Genomic DNA, 24,427 nt, shown 5'->3' on the forward strand with positions numbered 1-24,427 from the left:
AAAAGCGTTTAATTTCAACAAGTTAACCTCATGTCAGGGCTAATGACCGGGCTTAATTATGAGTAGGCGTATTCAAACGGCGGAATACTCATCGCTTTACGTCGATAAAAGACGCACCAAAAATCAATTTTCAGCAACTCAGCTACTTTGCTATCTGCTGCCGTACCAAGAAGGGAGTCTTCTTCCTCCGACCAAATCCTTTTTTCCCCGTTAAGCTTCCCATCGGTTGATTGAGCAGGGGGCAGGTACGCCGAATCTAGCTGGTTTAAATCGCTCCAATGATCAGACTTCGGCAACTTACAAGGCCTGAAGCGTGCGATGGAGCGGGCATCGCGAGCTCGTTTTATGGTGGTCGCCGCCACCGAATAACGACGGACAAGCACAGAGTCCGGTACCAATCCTAACTGCTGAACAAGCTCTTCTGGCAGGTTGCGACCCTTGGTGTAGGAATCTAAGCCACGAATACCACGTTCTTGTTTAACCTCCTGCAAGGATCGACCGTATTGGCTTGCAAGCTCTACGTCGGGGACCTTACCAAGCAGCGCGAGGGCTTCGTCTGGAAAAGCCACATATTCAGGGCTATCCGGCTTTTTAAGCACTCTGTACCTGGGTATTGATCGATTTTGACGGGCCCGGAAAAGCACAGGCCCTGGAACACCATACTCCTCAGTCAGTTGGGCATCGGGAACCTTGCCCAATTGCTGCACCAGGCCGTCAGGGAGATCGTAACCGCGGGTGAGCGGTTCTATGCATTTCGCTAAGCGTGCTTGCTTGATGAAATAAGGACTCAATCCGGAAAGCTTGGCGAGTTCTCTGTCGGAAACCTGGCCAAGCTTGCCGGCGATTTCAGGCGCGAGTGCACGATGGCGATTCGGGGGCATGGGTACCGATCTGGTCTGTATTCACGACAAGATTAACGCGCTTATTCAGGATGTCACGCCATAAACCACACATGAAATCCGGATGAGTGACAGGTAGGAAGCGGGCAAACCATGCTATACGTAAGAAGGAGGTTTCCATACCTGCTTTTCACATTAATGGATCTCATGCTCCCGCTGAGGGAGCAAGAAAACTGATCTAATGATAGGAAGCGAATAATCGCAAGAATGAGGAACAAAGCCTTAGAAATCAGTTAGTTGTAAATTACCGCCTTTGGGAGTTGGCGGAAATTCGATGGTAGGCTTTTGGGTCGTCAACCTACTCCAGCCTCCGCCAATACCTCACTCTACTCGAATTGTAGATGATGCTGCTCAGAAGGCCTAATCTGCAAACGAGGTCAATCATTCACCGCTCAATTATCTCTGCAATGTGACTGAGGTGAATACGCCGCATACCTTCGTCCAATATCTCTGACTCGTCCCACACAGTTTGCATGTACGGCTTCAACTCCCTGGCCAAAGCCCGGCATTCCATTTTGTTCAAGCTGTGGCCGATCAGCGTCGACGTCGGTCTCGCCAAATCTAACCAGCCAGGCTGACCACCTTCTGAGTACGTAAACTCCAGCTGAGTCGCCGTCATAACGCACGGACCGTCGACGACTACATTGGCTTTCTCCTGATTCCAGAGCATGGCCAAGTATTCGACCTTGCCAGTTGTGTTCAGGTCCTCAGGCCAGCATTCAAATGACCAGCGCTCGGTGCCTTTACCAGGAATTGCCCCCAACGCCTTAGACTCGGCGGCAGCGTGTCGCGCAGTAGCTGCCTTGGCGTCATCCGAGGGGCCGCTCACATACAGCAAACCGTACGCATCCCTGTCGATCAGATCCGCCGGCGTGAATTTCGAGAAGCTAAAGGGTCCAGTGGAGCTGCAGTCCGGCCGCGTACCTCGATGCCGCTTATAAGCCACAATTGCTTTCGCGACGTCATCCCGCGTTATCACGCGAACACTAGCGGTGTTCCATAGCTGGTCGAACCAGGCTCGGGCACTTTCTACCTCTTCGATGGCTACTGTATGTACACCTGCCTCAATCCATCGGCCAGTTTCATCGCCATCAAGACCAAGGCCGTTAGCGGAGATATTGGCCGAGCCAATGATCGCCTGTGACCGGCCTACCAAAACCTTTGCATGTAGCACATCGCATTGGCGGATCTGGATGTTGGAATTCAACTCAGCTCGCTTAAGAAAGCGTGCAATGACCCAGGGGTTCGTCCCGCCGCTTAGCAGGTTGCAGATGATGCGGATAGGTTTCGTCTCATCAGGATGCACTTTCATCTCAGCACCCTTCCCCCAAAACGCCACAGCAACGTCCAGCGAAGACTCTTCAGCGACCATCCGCATCAAAGCGGCGCTGTATTGATCTGGTCCCAGGAACATGGGGCAATCCTTACTCCTAGTGATCAGTGAAGGCGTACGGGTGCATGCTCATTGAAAAACGCTGCGCCAGGATCGACCGCAACCATCGAAGCAAGCGCTATGACTACCCGTTCTGATATGTGTTTTCTGAGGCTCGTCTCGATTTGAGGGACTGTGAACGTACGCTTCGTTACGAAGCCGAGCTCCCATGCATCTGCGGCTACCAGTGAGCTGTTCATCATAGAAACGGCGAATGACATGTCTGACTTATCACCCGAGGTGGTCGCGTTGTCGACTGTCTCCTCAAGCGTACGGATTAGTGCGAAGACAACCACTCCAATCCACTTGACATCGTAGGGATTCTTTATCAATTCATCACGGACGCGCGCCAGCACCGTTTGCGCATGTGATGAGCTGCACATCTCGTCTGCCTTCATGCCGGCCGGATTGACCCTGGGGTCATCATTCGAAAGGGCCTTATGGGCATCAGCAGCGCATCGCTGGATGAAATCTGCGAAAACAGGAAGCCGGACAAATGAAGATGCGATCTTACCCGACCAATCGTCAGCGGGCGGCTCAGTCTGTGATGGAGCCCCAACTTCACCTAACGTGATCTTTGGCATCGGGCGGAAAAGCTGCGGGTGAAAAATCAGCCCAGCAGCTTGTGCCAGTGCAGCCCCAACCTGGGCTTCAGTGAATACGGGGGACTTAATGCTCATAGCCAACCTCGAACAGTCTTCAGCATGCTCACCGGAGCATTGCCAAAGTGTTAAACGAATAGTCGGCTCATCATAACGACTGGGCTCACGATCGCACAGAATTCAGAAACGCTGCGCCTAGCCCTGTTGAGTAGAACGAACTTCCACACGAGCATTCAAGTCGGTTTGACTGTAGGCCGGCCCCATTTGAAGCCTAATCAAAAAAAGCTTTCACTCTACCCCTCCTCCTTGAACATCGACTATATTGGCCGCGCCGCCAGGCATACTTGTGCGCGAGTAGAAACCGGCTTTGCACCACCAAATTCTCGTTCAACCCTCTCGCTCGTCGACAGGTCTTAAACGCGCACCCCACACTCCGTCGGCGAGCTTTGAGGATTGACTCATGCTGCTCAAAGAACTTGTATTCTCCCTGCGCCAGAACCTTGCTGAACAGACAGGCGAAAAACCTTCGGTTGGCCACACGTACGAACTGCTTTCAGCGCTGTTGGGGTATGACTCGTTTGCAAGCCTGAATAGCCAGGCATTCATCGTCTCGCTCAGCGGGTGCGATGGCAACGCAGTCGAGAACGTTCGGCTCCTTCTGGCTGGGCTTCTAGATCTTAGGCGGGCCACAGAACGGCATGTCGCACTCCAGGCTGCAGGCTCTCCACGCCTCACTGCGTTGGTGGTGGAGTCTTTTGCACAGCGCCATGAGCTGGCAGCGATTCCCCTCGCAGGGGTGCTTGGCCTATACGATGATCAGGTTTCAATCGACCATGCCACCGAGTTCGCCCTCGAGGAGCTGCACGGCTGCCTCCTTGATATGGAGCCACCTCAACTGCGGCTTTCCTTGGGGATGCTTGAGGATTTCAGCTGCAAGAACCCGTCCGCGCATTACGCCCTTTTCCGGATCTACGAGCGGCTGGTCAAGCATCATGACTCAGGGTCGGTCTACTGGCTGCTCCAGATGCGCTTAGGCCGACAACTATCAGGTTCTGAGAAACAACTTGCCGTCGAAGCTCTCTTCGAAGAGGGTTTGATAGAGCGTGCCGAATTTCATCTATCGAAGGCATCCGCATCTGGCCATCCTGAAGCTATCTTTTTTGAGCTCGACGAATTGCAAAAGCGGATTGCTGTAACCGCGGAGGACTTCGCAGTCCTAGATTCGCATGCAGGGGTGCCGGGACTCGCCGGGCGGGTTGCAACCCTCGCTGAGGCTGCAGGTTTGACTTTGTTGGCGATGTCATGGTCCCAGGTAGCCGCACGCAATGGTGACACTGAAGCGTTACACCGGTTGGTGAGCGCTGACAGAGATGCTCCGACCGTTGAAACCTGGACGTGGATTCATCTGAGCCGTCTACTCGGAAGAGATGTCACGGTCGGGACGCTGCGGGCATACCACGCCGGTGGCCAATACGCAGGAGAAGAGTTTGATGATGACCAGGGCGGCGACTTCTACGTGGATGGTGACGAAGGGCTGGATATTGCTCCGATGAGCGCAGAACTTGACCGGGATGCTCAGGCCGCGGCCGCCATTATTTATGAGCGCATTCAGAATGGACACTCCAAGACGTAGCGGGCTCACCCATCTCCGCCGCGGCATGGTAGACGGTAATCAGTGGATTCCCTACTGCCCGCCGCGCTGATGCTGTTGCGGGCGAGGCTTTCAAATATCTGCGCCGGCCTGAACACTGTTTGCATTACCAGTAGTGGTAGAATGCCAGTTCAGTCAACGGAGGTACGCGATTTGGAGCAATCGATAATTGTCCTGGACAGCTTTGAAGATCTCGCCAAGCGCCCGAACTTCACGCAATCGCTAGCGTTCCGCCCCAAAAGCGATCGCGGCTTCGACGCTGTTGTCATGCCCTACCACTTTCTCGATTCGATCCCCTGCGGCATCGAGTCCTGCCATACCCCGCATCGTCGAGGCTACCTCATCACCACTACGGATGGACTTGAGACTGGCATTGGAGGCCATTGCGGTCGCAAGCATTTCGGGATCAGCTTCACCCTAGAGCGCCAGCGGATCGACAAAGCCCTATCTCGGCAGCGCCGAATTGATTCCATCATGCGCGCACGTGAAGACATCCCTTCGCTGATCCTGGCAGCGAGCAGCCTCAAGCAAGCCCATACCGAGCTCTCAGAGCTGAAGCGCCGTTTCATGGGGGCCGTAGGCACTCCGTTCTATACCCAGCTCAAACAGCGAGCTGATAGAGGCCAGGATCGGATCATCCGTGATGAACCCATGACCGCAGATGAGGCTGCTGCCTACTGGGAGACGACCAACAAGAAGTCCAGAAAGGACTTGCCGACGAAAGAGGTGTTGGTCACCACCCTCTCGGGACTAACGTTCCTCGCCGCCAACTTCAAAGACATGCTGGTGACGAACCTAGTTCTGCCGCTTGAGCAATTCGCCACACAATCCATAGATGACATTGAACGCATGTCACCGCGCGTGCTGCAAAGCACTGCGAAATGGGTCGGACGTGTCCCGCAGGACCTGATCAAAGCCCAGGAAGTGGTTGACGCCGGCCGCGCCTTCTTCACAGTTGAAAATATGCTCAAGCTCGTTAACCTGAATGCCGATATGCAAGCGCTCGGCCCTCTAATTCAGGAACTGAAAAGCAAGCCGGCCTCGCCTGCCACTCGTATGTAGCCGCGTCGATGTTTATCACCAAAAGGGGGTTGCTGTGCCCAGCCGGTGATAGATGCATATGCCCAGCAATACTCCCAGCCCCGCCATAATGCGGGGCCATTTTTTCACATAGTTCAAGAAGAGAATCCAAATGAAATCTGCACTATTCATCGCATTGCTCATGGCGTCCATGTGCGCGTCGGCTAAGAGCGCCGAATCAGGTACATCAGAGGCTGCCGGGGCATTAGCAAAGGATTATATGGCAACTCGGTTCATTCTCGTGGGAACGCCTAAGATTGATGGCGACCACGCGTTGGTAACTGCCAAGATGCTTGGGCAGGAATGCCAACTCAATATGGTCCGCATCGGGAAGGAATCCGGCAATGAGCATGGATGGCAGATATTTGGTCAGGTGTGTGGCCCTATACCTGGTACCGACTCCGGCAAGTGGATCACTGATGAACAGGGCAAACCACAATATGTCCAGCCATAGGACTGGGTTCGCCTCTACAAGAAGTGACCCGGTAGAAACCCGGCACCGGCAAGAGCCGCGCTGGGATGCAAATCCTCAAGGATCTCTGTAATGAGTGCCACCCCCAACGTTAAGGCTGTTTGGTCGCTTACCCTCCTCGTTAGCTGCCCTGCGTGCAAGCAGGAGTTTGATGTGTTGGAAACTCACGACATTGCTGCTGAAGGTATTCAGACTTGCGAGCACGACACAGAGGCCAGCCGGGATATCGAACTGTCCTGCCCCGAGTGTGAGCACGAGTTTCAAGCAGACCTGGCCTACTGATCCAATCGAATAAAGCGGCGCTCTGCAACACTCAAATCCAGGCCAGTCGGAGCTGTGCACATAGAGACGCGACCACGCGCTCAACATACGGGGAGTCAAATGACCACAAATATCGTAACCATGAAATCCGCAACCGGTGAGGAAGCTAAGATCGATCTGGCGAATAACGGACGCATTGGCAAGGGCAAGGGCTTTCTTCCGGAATTGGCGTATCTGTCGGATCTGTTGCAGTCGGGGGCCGTTGTTGCCCTTGATGATCTTCAGGTCGAGCAGCTCGACCAGGTACTCACAACCCTTCCGGAAAAAGCTGGTGTCGCGGAACTGGTAGAGGCGTTGGCTGGGTATGAGCAGTTGGCCCAGCTTCGTGCAGCACTGCAGGAGACTCACGACCAGGGTCGCTATGCGACGGTTTTTGATCAGGCTGCCGCCCCCTTCGCCTAACCCAACGCATGTCGCTCCCACTTTTCTCTTCTGCCGGCAGTTGGAACCTATCCCGCTACTCCATTGGGGGATTCAAACGGGGCTGGGCCATGGACTGGCCACCCCAGGCCCTCAGTGATTCCGCACGTTTGAGGAAAGTTCGAAGCTCTCCCTTGGAAACACTGGGAGTTCCTTTGAGGATCCGATTGAGAAGCCCGAAAGCTTCGGTGTCACGCTGTTGCGCATGGTGAAGGCTGGACTCCAGCTCGATTTCCACTTTTTCGGCCGTTTCAGTGAGATCATTTATTTCTTGCCGCAGTCGCTTGACGACAACTCGTTGGTTTGCAAGTTGATTCAGCGCTGCATTCAGTTTGATCCCGCCCTTGCACCAGCTGACAAACGCCAGCTCAACCTCGGGATAGACGAATCTGGCATCAGAGCCTTCACCGACCCGATCAAGCACCAGATAGCCGTTCCACTCCGCGATGAATGCAGACAGCAGATCTTTGGTGAAGTCACGAGTACGAGTTGCCGCCTCAAGCTCCTGAATTGCTCTCGTGAGCACTTCCTTGTTGACTTGAGGTGTGTTGGTCCAGCTGCAGGCCTTTAATGCTTCAGCCGTGTTTGAAGTTAAGTGCTGGCCGGGATTGCAATGAATGCAATGCGCTGTCCACGGAGAGTGCTTGCCCCCACAGCACAGGCAGCCGTACTCCACCGGGACGTCTATGGTCTCGAGCAGAAGTTGTTGGATATCAAAAGCCAATTCCTCACAGCCTTTGGCGAGGAGTTCAGTAGCCGCGCGCTCAAGGACCTCTCTTGCTCTCGCATCATTGATGCGGTCATTGGACATTAACTCCTCCCTCACGAATCTACGCTCCTGAAGCTATGCCTACAGCCATTCGATACCTGAACCTGCTGGCCGCCCTCAATGCATATCAAACACTAAGCAGGGAGCAAGCTTCCGCGGTGCGAAAGGCCACAGTTTCAGCACATGACGTTACGGCCATCGACATGACAAGGACAGCTGCACACTCGCAGCTTTTCAATGACTGAGTCGTCCCAGTCGCCTACGGTCAAATTCTCGACAATTTTCTCGAGGCGTTCCTGATCAACCTCATCTTCGTTGGGTTTGAATTTCATGCGTTCTGCGCCGCAGCAACCAAGCATTGGTAATCGCCTCATCAAGGGTCGGGAGGTCTGGACCTCGGATTGGGATATCTACCCTACTGCGGCTCTAAACGGGGCACAACTCAAAACCTGACTGTGAAAGCCCGGGGCACCGTCGTAGCCTGAAGAGGGTTGATTTAGTATTTGGAAGGTTTAACGAGGGGGGCCTTCACAGGCGAGCGTTGCGGTATCGCAGTACGTTGCCTGGACAACTTGCACTACATTCAGGATCTCGCCTCCCCGACGTCACAGCCCGCTGCAAGGAAAGCCGCAAGATTGGCTTTACCCTTATGGTATATGCAGACGCGTGGTGGCTAATGGGCAAGCGTTACAGGACTGACGACTCCTTAGAGTTTGCACCTCGTGTCATGACCCTAGTCAAGTCTGCCGCACGGGATACCAGCGTGCTCTTGGCAAGCGAGCGTGGTAGCTGAAGTCCAGAATTGCTTCGAGCCGCTGAGCCACTGCTACGCAATGCATTGCTGATGGCCATCGCTGCAAATGGGACATTGAACCTGATGGCCAATGTCTCGGGGGCATCGAACCTGTATTCAGCTACGTGCTTGCGTGCCGCAACGAGTCTTCCCTGCAGGTAGCAGTACATAAGGTGCATAGCGCAGTCCAGCGCGCACTTGCCCCCGGGCCTGAAGCCTGGGGATTAGTAGCGCTGCGCTCACTGCCCCTTAATTGAAGCGCGCTTGGCATTCAGACCTTTACTCACCGTTAGCCAGTCGATACCTTCGCTTCGACCGTCTAAATTGGCCCTATGACGGACCATGTGCCGAACACGCTCCCAAAGTGCAGGATCGTAATTGGCAATTCCGGTTACGCCGTAGTGACCAGTCTGGTAAAGCTCAAGATCCGGCTTCGTTTCAAACGCTGGGGCGTGGCTAGCTTGATGACCACGGTCGGGCATAACGTGATTCCTCGTTTAGGCGGCTTATCCGGGGCTTCTACGGACTAACCCCACTTGTAACTGCGGGATTTGATATAGCGGGTCAGTCGAGCCGCGCCATTGCTTTAAAAATAGTTGCCCAGTCTACGCCAGAGCATACGGAGCCAACCAATCTTAAAGGTCCGCAAGGGTCGCTTTGCTCAACATACTCGGACTTATATGGGATGAGCTTAGGGCAGCCTTTTTGAACTAAAAGACCGGCAACGACGCACGCTGTGCTTCTGATCCATGCTTCCAAAGGAAATTCACCATGGCTTCAGACAAAGGCTTTTCCAAATCGAAGTCACCGTATCTTTGCTGAAAGTCAGCCCACCTGGTCTCTAAGAGGCCCATACGCCTGAACATTGGGGCAATCCAGATCCATTGGAGTGACCACTCTCCTTCAGCCTTTCTGGACGTTGTATGCATGAAAGCGCAAGCTCCGGCGATTTCGCCCCCGGGGCCAGCAAACAAATGGCCTCTCCAATCAGATGGTGCGCGTGTACTTGAGCCACCAGGCCACTGAATAAAATCGTAACCAAATTCCCTTCTGAAAGCTGCCGCCCTCTCGTACACCTCACCGTGCATCCACAGCGGGGCGTCCGGACCTACGAGTTCGCCGGTAATCCCGGTAACGACTCGCTTCTGAAGGCGCGCACTCGGCTTGGGATTTAATCGGCGAACCACTCGATCGTGTGTTGTCTTGTGCCGCCGCGCATCACCAGGATGATTTGTGACGTAGAGCATTCCGCAGAGGTCGCACGTCACCGCCTCCTGAGGTTTGGGCTCCCGGTATTTAGGCCCACTGATTTCCAGTGAATATGGCAGATCACCCCGCGAACAAACGGTGTATCGATTCCCGATCGAGTCTTTAAACGTCTTCTGGGTAACTGGCCCCTCAAGGAAGGTTCGATCAGCATTCAACTGGATCCGCCGTTTTCCCAGGGTATGCTTGTAGTGAAGGATGTCGAACTCAGTGCCTGTAAGAAGTTTACGATCCCCGATATGGGTAACGAGTGCTTCAACAAGTCTACTTGGATCAACCTGTACCCCAATCGCCTCCAGCATGATGAGAAGCCAGGTAGCATCGGCCGCATTCAACCCCTTCTCGCCCTCAACCTCATCACCAAGGCACTCAGGCCTGGGGTAGATGCCCTGGATGTACAGGTCAAACACAGTGGCCAGGTCTTCAACCAGTTCTTTAATGGCCGAAAACCCCCGTTTCTCATTGGCAACCAAGTGGGTTCCTATTGCGGTTAGCGTACAGACACCCTCCGCTAATAACGCATTCTCAAACCTCAACACCGTCGGAGAGGCAGTAAAGGCTCGCTGCGCCTCAGAAATAATTTCGCAAAGGCGAAGCAGGGTCTCGCCGGGTAACTTGAAGATCATGGTATCAGTGCTCAGTTTCAGACTCAGTATCTTGCCAACCGATAGCGGCCCGCACAACTAGGAATGCGTTACTACCGTATGTTTGGAAAGCTGAGGAATCGTGACACATGCACCCAGATACTGAGTAACCCAGCCTCCGGCCGAAAATCGGAATTCAGAACTTCATGATAGAATCGTGCCAAGTCAATTGTTTATTGATCTGTAGTCCGCCTGCAGTTGTTTGAGGGCTTGTTCAAAAGCAGCAGTATCTACCATGGGAAGCCCACCATTTCCACCAACTTGTATTTCCATTACTTGTTTTAGGCTTTCTTCATCAGGCGCACTCCAACAGAAACCTCTTTCACACCTCTCGTATTCAGTATGCTCATCACGCGTTACAATCCGCTGCGTTACTGGCGCCGACGCTTGCAAGGCAAGCTCTGCAACACTTCGCGAGTATGTTTGCCTATCTATGTAGATCCTGAGCCCATTATAGATACAGCCTCCCAATACTAACAAGATAGCCAAATACAAAACTACACGAGTGCCGACTGGAGATTTTGTACTAGTTTCCACCGAAATTTCCCTTTTTCAACTTGAAGTGAAAAGCTGAGAATTAATACCCTGGCCTGATTTTGAGGGTTTCTCGACGGTATTCACCCTTGTCCGAGCATATCCACAGCTTACCGCACCACTATGGCTGCGGGCTACCTTTTCTCGGTAGTTTCCTTGCAAGCAGTAATTAACTCCCAGCGCACTTGAAAAAAATAGTGGATTAATGCTTGGCTGGACAGTTTCAAGCCAGAGCCAACTTGACTATAAGGTACTGAACTACACAACAGAAATTTGTAAAGATTATGTAGCCACGGAATGGAGCCAGCATATACATCACGTTTTCTTCTTTTTGGGTTCATGGCACTCCAGTGCAAAGAGCGCTATAAAACACAAGGCGATCACCCACCATATACTGAAATTGGCTACAAAGTACACGGCAATAGGAATGACGATTAGGCACAACACCGTTAAAAAAAGTAACACTTCAATGAGCATCATTTATACCTATATATGAATTCAAGATTTAGATAGAGCTCACCAACCCACTCCAACCGTTAATATAACGGCGACGACCTCAGGTTTCAAGTCCAAAGCAAATTACGGATTCAATCTTGACTTCTCAAATGATGATGACAACGTTCTGCATGCAGCCCCAAATTACCAACCCATCGGATGCCTTGTCCGTGCGCTCATGAACAATCAATTTGAAGCAGCGGCGCCTAGCTGACCATCGACTTTTAACACGACGGCCAGGAGTATAGGCTTGCAATTACGTCATCATATCAATGCGCTCCATCGTGATGTGGTGCATTTTTCTAGCGCATGGAAACAAATTACATCTGGTATTACACTAAGACCTAAAGACCGCACTTCGCCTTCAATCCAACTCCCAACAGACATTTTGAAAAAATAGTCTGACCGTTACAGTCACCTTTGAAATCTCTATTTTTGCCTTCGAACCGCTCATGTTCTGTATTAACGCTTCAAAAGGAGATTTCACAGATAGCCGGAGCGCAGTTCAAGGTGGCTTTAACTGAAACCTGTTGGGAAAGAATCAACGGATTGGTAGACTTAGTATCTGAGACTGAAACCTAAATTCTGATCTCCGCCTCGCAATAGCACCTCCTTTTCTCACCAAAGGCGCTTCAGGCAGAACAGATTCAGAGAGCTCTAGGCTGGACCACTACGGCATTTGGATCTCGAGTCTTGCCAGTAACGCAATCGTAATCATATGGAGCACCAAATGAGCCTCATCAACGAATACCGTACCATTGAAGCAAATATCCTCGAATTGGAGGCCCGTCGAGAAGCACTCAAGGGTGACCCGAAGCTTCAAAAAGAGATCGAGTTTGAAGCCAAGTTGAAAGACCTACTGGCTTCCTACGCGAAAAATCTCCGCGACGTGATCAATATCCTTGATCCGCAGGCTTCCGCGAGCAAGGTTGCCAAAGCGGTGCCCGGTAAACAGGTCCAGCGAGCGCCACGCCAGATAAAAGTCTACAAGAATCCACACACCGACGAAGTTGTTGAAACAAAGGGTGGCAACCACAAAATTCTGAAAGAGTGGAAAGCTGAGTGGGGTGGTGATGTAGTCGAAGGCTGGGTATCTGTTCGTTAAAAATCTCGCGGCCACCCATACAGGCCAGGGAGATATCCCTGGTTTTTATGACAGTCAGGGCACGTAGTGATTTTCTTCGCTATTGGGCGCTCCTAACAGAGCCAAAATCAATTAGGCTGGCTCGCCACCTTCGAGATACAAGGTCTAGAGCAAACACATTTGTTAACCATGTTTTTTCCAAAAGTCACTGTTAAAAGTAAATCCCTAGGTCGATTTAGGGCAGAATTCGATCATCTATAACGGAGCACACGCATGAAGTGGATTAAAGGAGTGATTCTCGGCGCGTTTTTGCTGGTGGTCACCGGCGCTGCCCTGGGTCTGTTTTATGTTTTACCGCAATACGATGTGGTGGCCATCACCGGCGTCGAGGTAAAACGTGTGGATGATGACGGCGTCATTAATGCTGAAAACCCCGCGGACGGCCCTACCCGGGATGTGTATTTCATTAACACTGAACACCCAACATCGAAAAACGTAATGGTCTATCGCAATGAAGATACCGGGTGGAGTTTTCCGTGGTACTTCAAGTTTGACGCGGCCGATGTTCAGGCAAAGGCCCAGGGTTACTCACGAGATGCCCAGCAGCTGGCTCTCATTCGTTATTACGGCTGGCGCATTCAAATATTGTCCGTGTTCCCAAACATCACAGACATCGAAGCCACGAACAGTCGCGAAGAGCCGTTTCCTTGGTTCAACACGATTTTCCTCACCGTAGGCACGCTGCTTATTTTGTTTGTGGTGTTTTTCCTGCGCCGGCGATTCAAGCGCAAGACCAGGGGCGAAGTACTGGGTTGAGCGGTTGAACCACTCGCCTTTTCAGCTTGGAAGATCGTTAGCCGCAGAATGAAAAATGCCAGTCAGTTACCTGACTGGCATTTTTTGTAGGTGAGATTCTTTTATCCGGCCTGGCAAAAGCAAGCCAGTCAGCGCTTTACCATTTCACACTGACGTCGCAAGTCGTCGTTTTTGATGCTCCCGCAACTGCCATTGCCAGTCTTGGCGTAGCACAAGTATCGCTGATCGTCGTCACGGATACTCGCGCAACTCCCGTTGCCTGTTTCGACGTAGCAGGCGTTACGCAAGTCGTCATTGTTGATGGTTGCACAGCTTCCGTTGCCCTCTTTCACGTAGCAGTATTTGCGTTTGTCATCATCACGGATACTCGCACAACTGCCATTGCCGGCCTCCACATAGCAGGTAGCGCGCAGATCGTCGTCCTTAATGCTCGCACAGCTCCCATTCCCCTCTTTGACGTAGCAGTAGGCGCGTTGATCGTCGTTGTTGATGCTGCCGCAACCGGCGTGAGCGAAGCCGCTGAGCACCAGCAGCATTACCAAAATAAACCTCATCCCACCCTCCATGAATTGCCAAACGCTACCTCGAACTGTCCGTAGCAGCCGCGTCGATTACCGTGGTTCGGAGCAAATGAAGGTCAGCCGCGGGCATCCTTTCGGAGGTCGTCCAGTTCGTCGACAATGTCCTCATCGCGATCCTCGAACGCCTTGGCCATATCACGCTGCAGATCCACCTGGACGTCCATGGATTTTTTTGCCAACTTCATGCCGTCCTTAGAGCCCATAATAATTTTCATCGCCTGATCAGGATGCTTGTTGGCCTCGATCATCAGTTCGAGCTCGTCGGCATCAAAGTGATCTGCGTATACCTGGACCAAGGTATCTTTCAGTAGGTCCCGGGAAATGTTGTCCTCAATCACGGCCTTGATTTTTTCTGGCGCGACTTCGCGATATTTGGATGCATAACCCGACGTGGCGACTTGCACTACCATCTTGTATTGGACGTCCATGCCCATCAACTTGACCAGTTCTTCAGCTTTGTCCTGGCTTGAATCGCAAGCGGCCAGCAGCACCGAGCAGAACGCCGTGATTGCCCATTTGGAAACCTTCGTCATGAAATGCCTGCCTTTGTCTTGAAATTTTTTTGGTGACCGTGGAGTACGGCGGATCGCACTCCAGGTTCTAGGAAATGTGGTGATCAGTTCGTCTCAAGCGTGAAGCTTTTGCTCACGAACAGGCCGGAAAATAACGACTTGTCTTCCTTGAAAATGTAGGACTCTTCAAACTTGGCATCGGTGGCTAGCTTTTGAGCGATCGCGCACTCCGAATCGCTGTGATCCTTGCCCTTGACTCCAAAGTCACTCTGATAAACTGATAGGCCTGTTTCATTGCAAAAGCCGGTGAACTCCTCACGCCTGGTAGCGGCCTTGAATTCGTCGAACGACTCCTTTAACTGGTCGAAGCCCTTGTAGGTCAGCGAGTAGCTGGCCACCTTGGTCTTACGAGCAAAGTCACCTGCGGCTTCCGCAATTACGGCCTGGCCCATGGACGTACTGTAAGCCCCCATGATGAAGCCACTTAGCGCGCTCTTGAGTTGCGCCTGGACATCGTCAAGCTCTGGGATGGACGCAAATTTAGCCTCGCGCACAATCCTGCCAACTTCACTGCCGTCATTACGATGCACCACTACAAACTCGACCGAGCCTTCGCCGTCGCTAGAGCGCGTGAGCTTGAAGTCCAAGTCAACTTTGGTGCCGAACTCCCCTGTAGCGCCGGTGATAAATGCACCAGTGAACGGCAGACGTTGGACGATATTGCTACCCCACGAGTAGGGCGACTTGACCACGCCTCCGTACTGATCCATCTCCGCGCGCGGCTGGATCTCATCCGCTACTTCCGAGGGCAGGACCACATCTGTGCCTTTGTGCGACAGGTAAGGAGTACTCATGTCCATGCCCAACAATTGGACATGAATCTCGCCCTTCTTGTTATCACCTTCGCGGCTAACCTTGAGGGTGTCGGCCTTCAAGTAAACGCCACCGGCACGACCTCCACCAGTACTGGAAGAAAGCAGATACCGTGACCATTCGACCAGGGCAGACTCTTTTGCCCCGGAGTCCATTCCACCGAGCAGCCCCAGAATCCCTTTCAGGAATTTATCTGCGCCGTTGGTCTCTGCCGCAACCAGGCGGATTTCCGGTGTTTCAACGGTGACATTTCCCGACCAGAAGGAATAGGAAATATCTCCCTCGCTTAGGACGTTCTCGAGGAAGTACTGTTCCTTCATCTCATCGTACTGACGCAGCGCTTGCTTCTTGCCGGAGCTCGATAACCCCACACCGGCTGCAAGAATCGCAATACCGGCGACCGCAGCGGCGATGAGGATGTGCTTCTGGTTCATCGTTTTCATAGTCGGTTGCCTTACTGAATTTGAACAGATGCTTGCTGCCAATCAATCACGTGCTGCTGAGAGACTGCAGGCGTCCAGTTGAAGTCGATCCCGGCGCTAGGAAATTCCTTGGCCAGTACGGCACCAAATGACACTCTGTCAGCACAGTGGTCTTGCTTGCAGGCCTCAGCCGGGCCAGCGGTATACACGCGATACGTAGGAACGGCGCGACCGTCTTCGAGCGGCAGGAAGGGTGTCATGTTTGCCGCCGGCAGCACGTACCACTGGCTCTCCAGTTCAGCATCAGCCTGTACACGCCCCTTACGTGGGAAGTCGACCTCGTAGAAGTCGCCGCTCTTTCCAGTGACGTGAATCATCATCGGCACAGCGGACTTTGAAGAGCTCGGGTCCTGCATTGCGATCGGCGATGGGAAGGTGACTTTAATACCAGCCATCTGCGCCAGCGCCTCAGCCTCCCGACCTTCGAATTCCTTCATCCCGGATTTGAGTTGTTCGTAACGCGCCAAGACGCGTGTGTGCAGCTCTGCCATTTGCTGCTGCAGACGACGTACTTCTCTCAGGCGGATCTCCTCGCGACGCAGGGCGAAGTTATTCCCTTGGCGAGCATCGAAGTAAAACTCACCACGGTTCTCGCCCATACGCGTTTTGAGAATGCTGTCTTTGGTTTCCGACGCGTATCCCTCGGGGTAAAGCGCTTCGAAATTCTTGGCGAAGAAGAGGTTCGACAGGCCGACGGTCGTTGGCGACGTTGCCTTCACCAATTGGTAGACCTCAACCACAGCGCGCTTCAACTCAACCGCATCAAGAGCAAATGCCTCATCTGCAGTGATCACTACATAATACGGATCACTGGAGAACGGCGACAGGACACGGTAGTTGGGGCGCTCAAAGGCCAAATACACCTTCATGCTACGCGCATGCAGTTCACCCAACTGAAAGAGTGCTTGGTCTGCCCGGCTATTCAGGAATGAAAGCGCCTTGCCTTTCACCGCTGGGACCAGTGCCTGGTTGAACATCAGACCGCTCGGGTGCACGGTTATTTTTGACCAGGTATCACCGCGATAGGTGTTCGGTACCGCCCAACGCAATTTGTCATAGGACCCCTCGGCATAGCCCGATGCAGAGCAAGGCATGGCGGGTGTCGACGCAAAGGACAGACTTGGATCGGACTCATCAGTTACCGACTTACTGATAACCCATTTGCATCCACTTCCGTCGGTAATCCCCATCAGGTTCCGGTTGTCCAGCACCAATGAGCGGCCGAAGTCACCGGTAGGAACGGCGGCAACAGCGGCCGGCGCTTCAGCTGGAGCGGCAGGCTTAGGGGGGGCGGCTGGAGCTGACTCCACAGGTACTGTGGCCACGGCAGCTACAGGGGCAACCGTCACAGGTACTTGAGCCACCGGCACCGGTTGCACTGGCACGGGTGAAGCCTCTGGTGCTGGTTGTGGTATCACAGGTGCCGTTACAGGCGCTGGGGCCGGTGCAGCAACCACAGGCGCTGCACCGGCAGGCTCAGTAGGCGCAGCGACGGCTGGTAGTACAGATGCAGCCGCCACAGCTGCTGGTGGAGTAGGAGGAGAAGCCACGGGGGCTACCGAAACAGCGGGCGCGGCAGCGGCCGTAGCGGCAGTCGGTGAAGTCAGCGTGGCCAGGCCCAGATTACTCGCATTGCCCGCGCCGGTGGCGTAAACCGCCCCCTTTGCGTCGACTGCTTTCCAGGTGACCTGGGCCGTCGGGCATTCCTGGCCAAGAATATACGGGAGCTTCGATAGAAGCGTGTTCAGCGGCTTCTGGTCATCCCAAGTTGGGCGCTGCATGGTGATGGCCACTTCTGGTTTGCACCAGGATGTCGCCTCACCATCAACGTTCACCTGGATCTGTTCTGTCTTCGAGTAGGCGAGCTGGTGTGCCCAGGCTTGCGGCGCGATGCCGCAAGCACCCACTACAAGGAGAGCGAGTGCGCGGTTTTTCATGAAGATCCCTTAGATGAGTTCCCAGGTGCCGTTGGCTTGTTTGCAGAAGGTGTTCTTCTCCTGCACAGTGTTTCCGTCGGCCGCTTTGAGGCTCACGGTCACCGGCCGGCAAGACGTTTCAGCAGCGACCTGCTGAGTTGGCAACGTCGGGATCGAATCGAGATCGAAGGCCCTTGTTTCTTTGTCAACAGCGACGTTCATCTCGTCCAGGTTGGCCGCGGACTTCACACGCTTCGCAACGGCTACTGATTTTGGTTCAACCAAATCTTTGTGGACGTAGCCGACAGTTACACCCTTGCGGCCGACAAGAATCCAGTCGCCTGTCGAACCAACGGCAGTGAACTCGGTGCCAGGTTTCAAACCACCCACTTTGTCTGCGCCTTTTTCAGGCGCGGCGCGCACATTCGAACTACTTTTGGTGACGTACTGTTCGTTGATGAGCTTCATCGAAGGGACGGCGACGATCTTCGGAGCACGTTTCACTTCAACCGTTTTGGTTTGGGTGAACTCTTTGCCCTGAACGATCTCCGCCGACGCGCCAGAATGGGCCGATGTCCAAGACACGGGCAGACTGGACCCGCTCGGCGACGCGTTCAATGCATCTTGCGTGCGTTGTGCCAGAGCCTGCTGATCCTGCTCATCGAGTTTTGCACCGATTTTGTTACCGATGTAACCGCCCAGTGCACCGCCGACAAGGGTTGCCACGATCCGTCCGTTGCCTTTCCCGATGAACTGCCCGATGACAGCGCCAGCAACGACACCCACTGCGGTACCAGCCTGTTGCTTGTTGATACCCAACTCAGCGCAGCCAGAGGTTGATGCTGCGATGGTCAATGCCAGTACTGAAACGAGAAACTTTTTACGCACGGTGACTCTCCCTTTGTGTAGGTCACTCTGCTTTCAGCAGAGGCCTTGTAATGTTGTAAAGCATTGCTTCTGAGGACATGGCCCAATGGAAAACGGTGGCAAGCACAACTGGCTGTTTGCCCAAGCTCCTGAACGCATCTCTATAACCGGGGCTATCGACAATTGCGTTGCCAACAACGAGAGGCAGCATAACGATCGAAATCACGGCGACCGGTCGAACGAAGCGAATTCGCCCGGGGAGGCTTCGAAGCGCCTCAACACCCGAGATGATCAAGACCACTAGACTGATGCCGCCGAAGAACAACCCACTAAGAAGGGAGAAGGGGATAAACCACATATTCTTGAGGACGTTCAAACCTTCAGCCCCGTGGATGTCGGTGTGAGCGACGTCATAGGCCATGTTGTCGGCAATGCCAGGCAGATAAGCCTGGTACTGCTCTCGCGTAGCCAGAAGGTTCATGCCCTTCACATAGAGAGGACCGAGTTTGGTCTTCGCCATGTGGCGAACCTCGGTGGTGTTGGCCAGAGCATCTCGTGTCCGCACACCGGGATTGATTGACCGGGCGTACTCGTCAATGGTCGGCTGGTATCCCAGATCTTCCCCTGCATTCGGCCATTTGATCGGTCGCCACTCACTCCCCGAGATGCCTCCCGCACGAAAACCTTCAAGCTGTGCATACGCCCTGCTGATGTCACTGATTGAGGGCACGACAGTTTCTTGCAAGCGCTCGTATAACGCGTCTCCATTACGGACGGTGTAGCCACGAAAAACAGCAGCTGAAAAGCCTTGGAAGTTCCTGTCGATGCGCTCGACGTAAGAGCCTTGAACACTCATCAGAACGCCGAGGTTTGCTATAAAAGCCTTCCCCTCTCCCTGATCCTTGTAAGCCTTATAGGGGATCTGCGGAATAGTCAGGGAGTCATAGAGCAATCCCTTTTTGGTGACGTATGCGTAGAGGCTACTGACCCGTAGCGAGCCGGGGAACTGCTCTGCGATCCAATCCGGTGCCGCACCCTGAAACCACCACGTCAACGGCGTAACGACAAGTGTCGATGCTCCGAGCCAAACCCACAGCACCCTCCCCTTGCCTTGGTATCGTCGATAACAGATTCGCCATACCAGCAAGCACATACTCGTCGCCGCCAGGATCTGGCTATAGGTCTCAAGGACTTCGAGTTTTCGGAGGGGGATATCAGCGCCAGCCATGTTGAGCAGCTCGGCGTTGAACAGCAGACTGCAGATCAAATAAAGGGCGTTCAAAACCACAAGTGCGATTAGCATCCAACGGGTCCTTGTCAGAAATTAAACGCCAGACCCTGGATGATGAGGGGAGCGCAAATAGATGTAGCATATTGCCATCTAGCAGGAGACCGCACCACTCAAAATGCCGTGTCGAATTCCGGTGCAGAACGCCGGGCAGATGTTTTTGTTTCCTACGAACAGAACTTAACGGGACTGAGAGGACTTTCAATGTCGCGCACAACATTCCCTCTCGTACGTTCCAAACTTGGGTTTCAGACGGTGTGTAAATGGAGAATGGATGTCTCGGCGGTCGCCGGCGGCCAAGCCGTTAAACTGCATCAATGCAATCAGCACCAATGAGGGATGTTTCCCCATTGGCCGGCCTTCGCGCTCAAACAACAAAAGCGCAGCGCATGAACAATGCGTTACGAAAACCCATGGAATAGGCGGCATGAATTGAATCAGTCACTCAAACCCGGCGAGAACACAACGATCTTTTCCTCCCAAGGGCGGGTGGAAGTTACCCATGCGGCAGGTAACAACCTAGACGTAACCCTTACTGCGTTTTTGGTCACCGACACTGGCAAGGTAGTGGATGACAGCGGCATGGTTTTCTTCAATGCACCCGAGCACTCTTCAGGGGCGGCGACATTCGCGCCCCCGATCGCTCGTGGCGACACGGTCAGTCACAGCATCAGCTTCGACTCGTCTCGACTCCCGGCAAACATCACGAAGATCGCAATCACTTTGACGCAAGACGGCAGCGCCGGCGGCTTCGAAGCAGTCAAAGACCTTCGCGCTATCGTCATTGCCGGGGACCAAACCCTGGAACTGGCACCTGAGCCCTTCTCACAAGAGACGGGCATCATCGTGCTTGAGTTGTACGTCCGGAACGGCCAACTCAAGGCACGCTCTGTATGGCAAGGTTTCGCCTCAGGTCTTGCCGGACTCTGCGGGTTTTATGGCATCGAAGTTGAAGACAATGCATCCTCCGCGCCGGCGGCGACACCTTCACCGCCTCCAAAGCCCGTCAACATCGCCAAGACCGTGGTTAAACTGGACAAGCCTGGCAGCAGCCACAAGGTGTCCCTCGAAAAAGGGCCGTCCGCTCCAAAGGTAATTCGGGTCAGCGCAACGTGGGTTGATAACGGCGACGGATCTGACAACGACGACCTCGATCTTCGAATCGGCATCCTTCGTCCTGATGGGCGAATGTCCATCATCCAGGCACCTGACAAGCGTGGGGCCTTTGACGTCGATCCCTTCGTTTTCCATACCGGTGACGTAGTCAGCGCCAGCGCCTCCGCTCCTGGTATTGAAACCGTCGAAATTAACCCAGCAATCTCGCAGCTCATGGGCGGTAAGGTAGCGCTGGTCTGCAGCGTTTATTCAGCGGTAGATAACGGTGCGGTTTCGGTGGCATCACTGAAACCTAAGATGCGGATGGAATACGGCGACCAGGTCGTCGAGTGCGCATTCGAATTCAAGGCTGGCGGTTTCTTCAGTTCAATGATTTACACTTTTGTTATCGGCCAAATCGAAATCCATGATGACCACATCCTTTTGAGCCCATCCGGAGTTACCTCCAAAACTGGCAGTGAAGCCACCCCCTGGCTGACTCGGAAAGGTGACAAAATCGAACTGACCATGGACGGCCCACACGTATTTAAAGGGCGCCCAATCGCAAGGAGCGGCAAAAAGCAGTACGTCTAAGCTTTCGTGTTTACAGGCGCTTTGAGCAGATCCATGCTTGACCAGTACTCCCGCGACGGCACACGGCCGCCGCGGGATTTCTTTTTTGGTTGTATGCCAGCATCATCTGCCTCATCAACTCATGTTGAATCGCCCCGCGCCCACGAACAAAACAGTTCTTACCATAGGAACTTCCCGCTGCGACCTCACTGGCCTTATAAGACTTGCAGGAAGGTCGAGCGCCGTTAGGTTTAAGCCGACGGATAAACCAGCCACCCGTGCAGAACCGGCTGTTTCACCATGGCCACTTCATCATCAGGCGCTCTAATCGTCACAAGGAACCATGCATGCAGATCACCCAAGGCCAGCGCATGCCGCTGGCAAATATTGTTCCCGGTCTCTCCCTCACTCTCTCGGTCAACATCGAAAGCCCCGGCGTCATTGACTTCGTCTGTTTCGGTGTCGACGACCAAGGCAAGCTTTCTGACGATCGCTATATGGTCTTCTTCAATCAGCCTGTCACGCCTTGCAGCAGTGTGAAGCTTGCCCCGGGCGGCCAGTTTGAAATTAATCTAGCCACCCTGCCCGCCTCTATCGAACGTTTGGTCTTCACAGCCTCTATCGATGGTGCCGGGGCCATGAGTGACATCCGGAATGGCAACTTCAAAGTAATCAGCCCCACTGGTGAGACAGGAGCGACCTGCGCGTTCTCAGGGCTCACATTCACAACCGAGAAAGCGGTAATGATCGTTGAGCTTTACCGAAAGAATGGGGAGTGGCGGTTGGCCTCTAACCTTCAGGGGTTTGCCGAGGGCTTGGACGCTCTCGTGAGGCATTTTGGCGGCGAAGTTACTGAAGAGGCGGCACCGGCCCCATCTCCCTCCACAATCTCTCTGGAGAAGCGTGTAGCTGCTGTCGCGCCGGAGCTGGTCAGTCTGGCCAAGAAGGCACAGGTTAGCCTCGAGAAAGCCTGCCTGGTTGGAATGAAAGCTCGCGTTTTGCTCGTGCTCGACGTCACCGACTCGATGAGAAATCAATACAAAACCGGCCGGGTGCAGGAAGTCCTAAATCGACTTGTGCCAATCGCCGTCGCCCTAGATACAGACGCTGAACTTGAGTGCTGGACATTCGCCGAACGACCATTGCGACTCTCACCTGTGAAACTGAACAACTACCAGAACTTTGTCGAATCCGACAACAGCGGCTGGACAAAGTGGGACGTCGGTCGGCGCTACAATGATGAGCCGAAGGCGATCCAAAAAGTGATCGAGTCCTTCCAAGCTTCCAAAGACAAAACCCCTATGTTTGTGGTTTTCATCAGCGACGGTGGCGTGTCTGAAAACCGCAAGATCACGCAACTTATGGTGGATGCAGCGAAGCTGGGAATCTTCTGGCAATACGTTGGTTTAGCAGGCCGGAATTACGGCATTCTGGAAAAACTGGACACCATGCCCGGGAGAGTCGTGGACAACTGCGGATTCTTTGCCCTGGATGACCTGCACGACATGACGGAAGAGCAGTTGTACGAACGGCTGATGCAGGAATTTCCGATGTGGATCTTGGAGGCAAAGCGCGAAGGAATCATTCGCTAATCTTCTCCTGCCCTGCCCCACACCGCGGCGGCTCTAGCCGCCGCGGTTGTCTTCAGTTCAAGACCGACATATCCATCGGCGTCACCTCAACAAAACGCGCAGAGCGGTCTAGCTTTACCACTGCGCCACACGCGATCAGGGTCGCTGCAGGATCGATCGCATCCAGACGATTAAAATCAATCGCATCCCACTGATCTCGGCCTACCAAGACCGAGAGCACGTACTGATCATCCACCGCACCGGTAGCGGGGTTGTTACGCTGAATGTAGCCCGACACCAAGATCTTCTGGATCGCCGGCAGTAAAGCAAATACCTCTCCTACAACTCGAAACAGAGAGCCATAGCACAATGCGACAAAATCCCTACGCACCTGGGCATCCGAACGATTCTTAAAGGTCAGCTTGCCATTTCCTCTGGCTTCAGCGCTGCGTTGCGGGATGTCGCCCTCATCAGGTAAATCAACATCGAGCGCGACGCCGGTAACGTCTTGTGAGAACTCATAGGCCACTTGGGTTTCTTTTGGCCAGGCAATGCCGCTCAACACATAGTCCAGAGCGCGTTCCATCTGAGCACTGAAGCCCTTTGCCGCCAGCCGGAATGCTTTCTCGATTTCGGTGCGTTCAAGTTCATGGGCGTCCCGCGTGGCCTGCCAGTTCGCGAGGTCTTGTCGATACTGCTCTTCCGCTGACTCGGCCTCACGCTCAATCTTCGCGCTGCGCAGCAGCATTCGATCCATCAAGCCTGGCGTTTGCTGAGTAGGCCTCGTGGGTTCTTCAATGGCGAAAGGAGCTGGGATTACCGGCATGGCCCCCGGCCGTGGCGTCAACAGGTGCACGCCTAGGCAGGACTCAAGATCCTGGTTGACCTTATCCGCTGCTTTCGTCAGCAAGTCCTGAATGGAATCGGCCATCTCGGATTTGACGCGTTTGATGACAGCAGCCGGCAACTCGATGTCATCCATGTCCGTAATCAACAACGTGCCATCTTCGTTTACCTTGACCTTTACCTGGCCCGAGTATTCGCTTCCGGCGGGCGATGACTGAGAATTACTTGATCTACTGGGCCGGTCGATCCTTTCAGATATGAAAGCCCGGTACCGGGCAAACCCGCATTGAGATAGGTGCCATTGCGGCCCATCGTCATACTCAGACCACGGGGCCCAATAGAAGTACTCACCCCCTTCCCACTGATGTTAAGGCGTACGCCAGGCACAATCGTGATTCGCTTGCTGAAACGAAATCCCATGACTACTCCTTGATCCTTCTTCCTGGATTCTTTGTTGTTTGAAATGCCGGCTTCGGTCGGGCCCCTTAGACTGGCCCGACGTCCATTTACATCGGGGGCACGCATGTGGCAATAGCGCGACCTCC

At 53.7% G+C, this 24,427-nt stretch carries 24 protein-coding genes; 9 read left to right on the forward strand and 15 right to left on the reverse strand.

The window, feature by feature from the left end; all coding sequences use genetic code 11:
* Positions 1–56: 56 nt before the first annotated feature.
* From MF6394_RS00470 to MF6394_RS00480, 3 genes are all read right to left on the reverse strand, one after another.
* Positions 57–881, reverse strand: coding sequence for a hypothetical protein (locus tag MF6394_RS00470; RefSeq protein ID WP_078465778.1), 825 nt, complete (start codon positions 879–881; stop codon positions 57–59).
* Positions 882–1,284: 403 nt separating this feature from the next.
* Entirely contained in the window at positions 1,285–2,313 is a 1,029-nt protein-coding gene (locus MF6394_RS00475; protein ID WP_078465779.1) for a phospholipase D family protein, read from the reverse strand.
* Positions 2,314–2,336: 23 nt separating this feature from the next.
* Entirely contained in the window at positions 2,337–3,011 is a 675-nt protein-coding gene (locus MF6394_RS00480) for a hypothetical protein (RefSeq protein WP_078465780.1), read from the reverse strand.
* A gap of 382 nt (positions 3,012–3,393) precedes the next feature.
* Between MF6394_RS00480 and MF6394_RS00485 the strand changes: the two genes are divergently transcribed.
* The 5 genes from MF6394_RS00485 to MF6394_RS00505 all read left to right on the forward strand — a co-directional run bounded on the left by MF6394_RS00485 (position 3,394) and on the right by MF6394_RS00505 (position 6,859).
* Entirely contained in the window at positions 3,394–4,566 is a 1,173-nt protein-coding gene (locus tag MF6394_RS00485; RefSeq protein WP_078465781.1) for a hypothetical protein, read from the forward strand.
* Positions 4,567–4,608: 42 nt separating this feature from the next.
* On the forward strand, positions 4,609–5,646 hold the full coding sequence (locus MF6394_RS00490) for a hypothetical protein (RefSeq protein WP_153045947.1): 1,038 nt from the start codon (positions 4,609–4,611) through the stop codon (positions 5,644–5,646).
* A 130-nt stretch (positions 5,647–5,776) separates the two neighbouring features.
* Positions 5,777–6,118: a hypothetical protein gene (locus MF6394_RS00495; protein WP_078465783.1), complete on the forward strand. Its 342-nt coding sequence runs from the start codon at positions 5,777–5,779 to the stop codon at positions 6,116–6,118.
* Between the two features lie 90 nt (positions 6,119–6,208).
* The gene (locus MF6394_RS00500; RefSeq protein ID WP_078465784.1) at positions 6,209–6,418 is read left to right on the forward strand and encodes a hypothetical protein; all 210 of its coding nucleotides are present in this window, start codon (positions 6,209–6,211) and stop codon (positions 6,416–6,418) included.
* A gap of 99 nt (positions 6,419–6,517) precedes the next feature.
* Positions 6,518–6,859 carry a hypothetical protein gene (locus MF6394_RS00505; RefSeq protein ID WP_078465785.1) on the forward strand — a complete coding sequence of 114 codons (342 nt, stop codon included), beginning with the start codon at positions 6,518–6,520 and terminating at the stop codon, positions 6,857–6,859.
* A 55-nt stretch (positions 6,860–6,914) separates the two neighbouring features.
* On the opposite strand, the gene MF6394_RS00510 is transcribed toward MF6394_RS00505, so the two are convergent.
* The 4 genes from MF6394_RS00510 to MF6394_RS33620 all read right to left on the reverse strand — a co-directional run bounded on the left by MF6394_RS00510 (position 6,915) and on the right by MF6394_RS33620 (position 10,886).
* Complete coding sequence (locus MF6394_RS00510; RefSeq protein WP_153045948.1) at positions 6,915–7,688, reverse strand: hypothetical protein; 774 nt, start codon at positions 7,686–7,688, stop codon at positions 6,915–6,917.
* A 990-nt stretch (positions 7,689–8,678) separates the two neighbouring features.
* Positions 8,679–8,921 carry a hypothetical protein gene (locus tag MF6394_RS00520; protein WP_078465788.1) on the reverse strand — a complete coding sequence of 81 codons (243 nt, stop codon included), beginning with the start codon at positions 8,919–8,921 and terminating at the stop codon, positions 8,679–8,681.
* A 228-nt stretch (positions 8,922–9,149) separates the two neighbouring features.
* On the reverse strand, positions 9,150–10,331 hold the full coding sequence (locus tag MF6394_RS00525; RefSeq protein ID WP_078465789.1) for a C2H2-type zinc finger protein: 1,182 nt from the start codon (positions 10,329–10,331) through the stop codon (positions 9,150–9,152).
* Positions 10,332–10,514: 183 nt separating this feature from the next.
* Positions 10,515–10,886: a hypothetical protein gene (locus MF6394_RS33620; protein WP_153045949.1), complete on the reverse strand. Its 372-nt coding sequence runs from the start codon at positions 10,884–10,886 to the stop codon at positions 10,515–10,517.
* Positions 10,887–12,108: 1,222 nt separating this feature from the next.
* Between MF6394_RS33620 and MF6394_RS00530 the strand changes: the two genes are divergently transcribed.
* Both MF6394_RS00530 and MF6394_RS00535 read left to right on the forward strand, forming a co-directional pair.
* The gene (locus tag MF6394_RS00530) at positions 12,109–12,483 is read left to right on the forward strand and encodes a histone-like nucleoid-structuring protein, MvaT/MvaU family (protein ID WP_078465790.1); all 375 of its coding nucleotides are present in this window, start codon (positions 12,109–12,111) and stop codon (positions 12,481–12,483) included.
* A 252-nt stretch (positions 12,484–12,735) separates the two neighbouring features.
* On the forward strand, positions 12,736–13,278 hold the full coding sequence (locus MF6394_RS00535) for a DUF1523 family protein (RefSeq protein WP_078465791.1): 543 nt from the start codon (positions 12,736–12,738) through the stop codon (positions 13,276–13,278).
* A gap of 128 nt (positions 13,279–13,406) precedes the next feature.
* On the opposite strand, the gene MF6394_RS00540 is transcribed toward MF6394_RS00535, so the two are convergent.
* The 6 genes from MF6394_RS00540 to MF6394_RS34260 all read right to left on the reverse strand — a co-directional run bounded on the left by MF6394_RS00540 (position 13,407) and on the right by MF6394_RS34260 (position 19,812).
* Positions 13,407–13,832 carry a hypothetical protein gene (locus tag MF6394_RS00540; RefSeq protein WP_078465792.1) on the reverse strand — a complete coding sequence of 142 codons (426 nt, stop codon included), beginning with the start codon at positions 13,830–13,832 and terminating at the stop codon, positions 13,407–13,409.
* A gap of 83 nt (positions 13,833–13,915) precedes the next feature.
* Positions 13,916–14,392: a hypothetical protein gene (locus MF6394_RS00545; protein WP_078465793.1), complete on the reverse strand. Its 477-nt coding sequence runs from the start codon at positions 14,390–14,392 to the stop codon at positions 13,916–13,918.
* Positions 14,393–14,475: 83 nt separating this feature from the next.
* The gene (locus MF6394_RS00550; protein WP_078465794.1) at positions 14,476–15,687 is read right to left on the reverse strand and encodes a hypothetical protein; all 1,212 of its coding nucleotides are present in this window, start codon (positions 15,685–15,687) and stop codon (positions 14,476–14,478) included.
* A gap of 11 nt (positions 15,688–15,698) precedes the next feature.
* Positions 15,699–17,663, reverse strand: a complete 1,965-nt coding sequence (locus tag MF6394_RS00555) for a hypothetical protein (protein WP_078465795.1) — start codon at positions 17,661–17,663, stop codon at positions 15,699–15,701.
* Positions 17,664–17,672: 9 nt separating this feature from the next.
* A complete protein-coding gene (locus tag MF6394_RS00560; RefSeq protein WP_078465796.1) occupies positions 17,673–18,530 on the reverse strand; it encodes an SH3 domain-containing protein in 858 nt (285 codons plus the stop codon).
* A gap of 22 nt (positions 18,531–18,552) precedes the next feature.
* The gene (locus MF6394_RS34260) at positions 18,553–19,812 is read right to left on the reverse strand and encodes a hypothetical protein (RefSeq protein ID WP_169904190.1); all 1,260 of its coding nucleotides are present in this window, start codon (positions 19,810–19,812) and stop codon (positions 18,553–18,555) included.
* A gap of 381 nt (positions 19,813–20,193) precedes the next feature.
* Between MF6394_RS34260 and MF6394_RS00570 the strand changes: the two genes are divergently transcribed.
* On the forward strand, positions 20,194–21,486 hold the full coding sequence (locus tag MF6394_RS00570) for a TerD family protein (RefSeq protein ID WP_233100536.1): 1,293 nt from the start codon (positions 20,194–20,196) through the stop codon (positions 21,484–21,486).
* 326 nt (positions 21,487–21,812) lie between these two features.
* Positions 21,813–23,057 (forward strand): VWA domain-containing protein, encoded by a 1,245-nt coding sequence (locus MF6394_RS00575; protein ID WP_078465798.1) that lies wholly within the window; start codon positions 21,813–21,815, stop codon positions 23,055–23,057.
* A gap of 52 nt (positions 23,058–23,109) precedes the next feature.
* Here MF6394_RS00575 and MF6394_RS00580 read toward each other — a convergent pair whose 3' ends face one another.
* Both MF6394_RS00580 and MF6394_RS34420 read right to left on the reverse strand, forming a co-directional pair.
* Positions 23,110–24,018: a hypothetical protein gene (locus tag MF6394_RS00580; RefSeq protein WP_238597264.1), complete on the reverse strand. Its 909-nt coding sequence runs from the start codon at positions 24,016–24,018 to the stop codon at positions 23,110–23,112.
* Between the two features lie 41 nt (positions 24,019–24,059).
* Positions 24,060–24,407: a DUF4236 domain-containing protein gene (locus MF6394_RS34420; RefSeq protein ID WP_338013591.1), complete on the reverse strand. Its 348-nt coding sequence runs from the start codon at positions 24,405–24,407 to the stop codon at positions 24,060–24,062.
* Between the last annotated feature and the right edge of the window lie 20 nt (positions 24,408–24,427).

It is taken from the genome of Pseudomonas sp. MF6394 (genome assembly GCF_002018845.1).
Taxonomy (GTDB): domain Bacteria; phylum Pseudomonadota; class Gammaproteobacteria; order Pseudomonadales; family Pseudomonadaceae; genus Aquipseudomonas; species Aquipseudomonas lactis.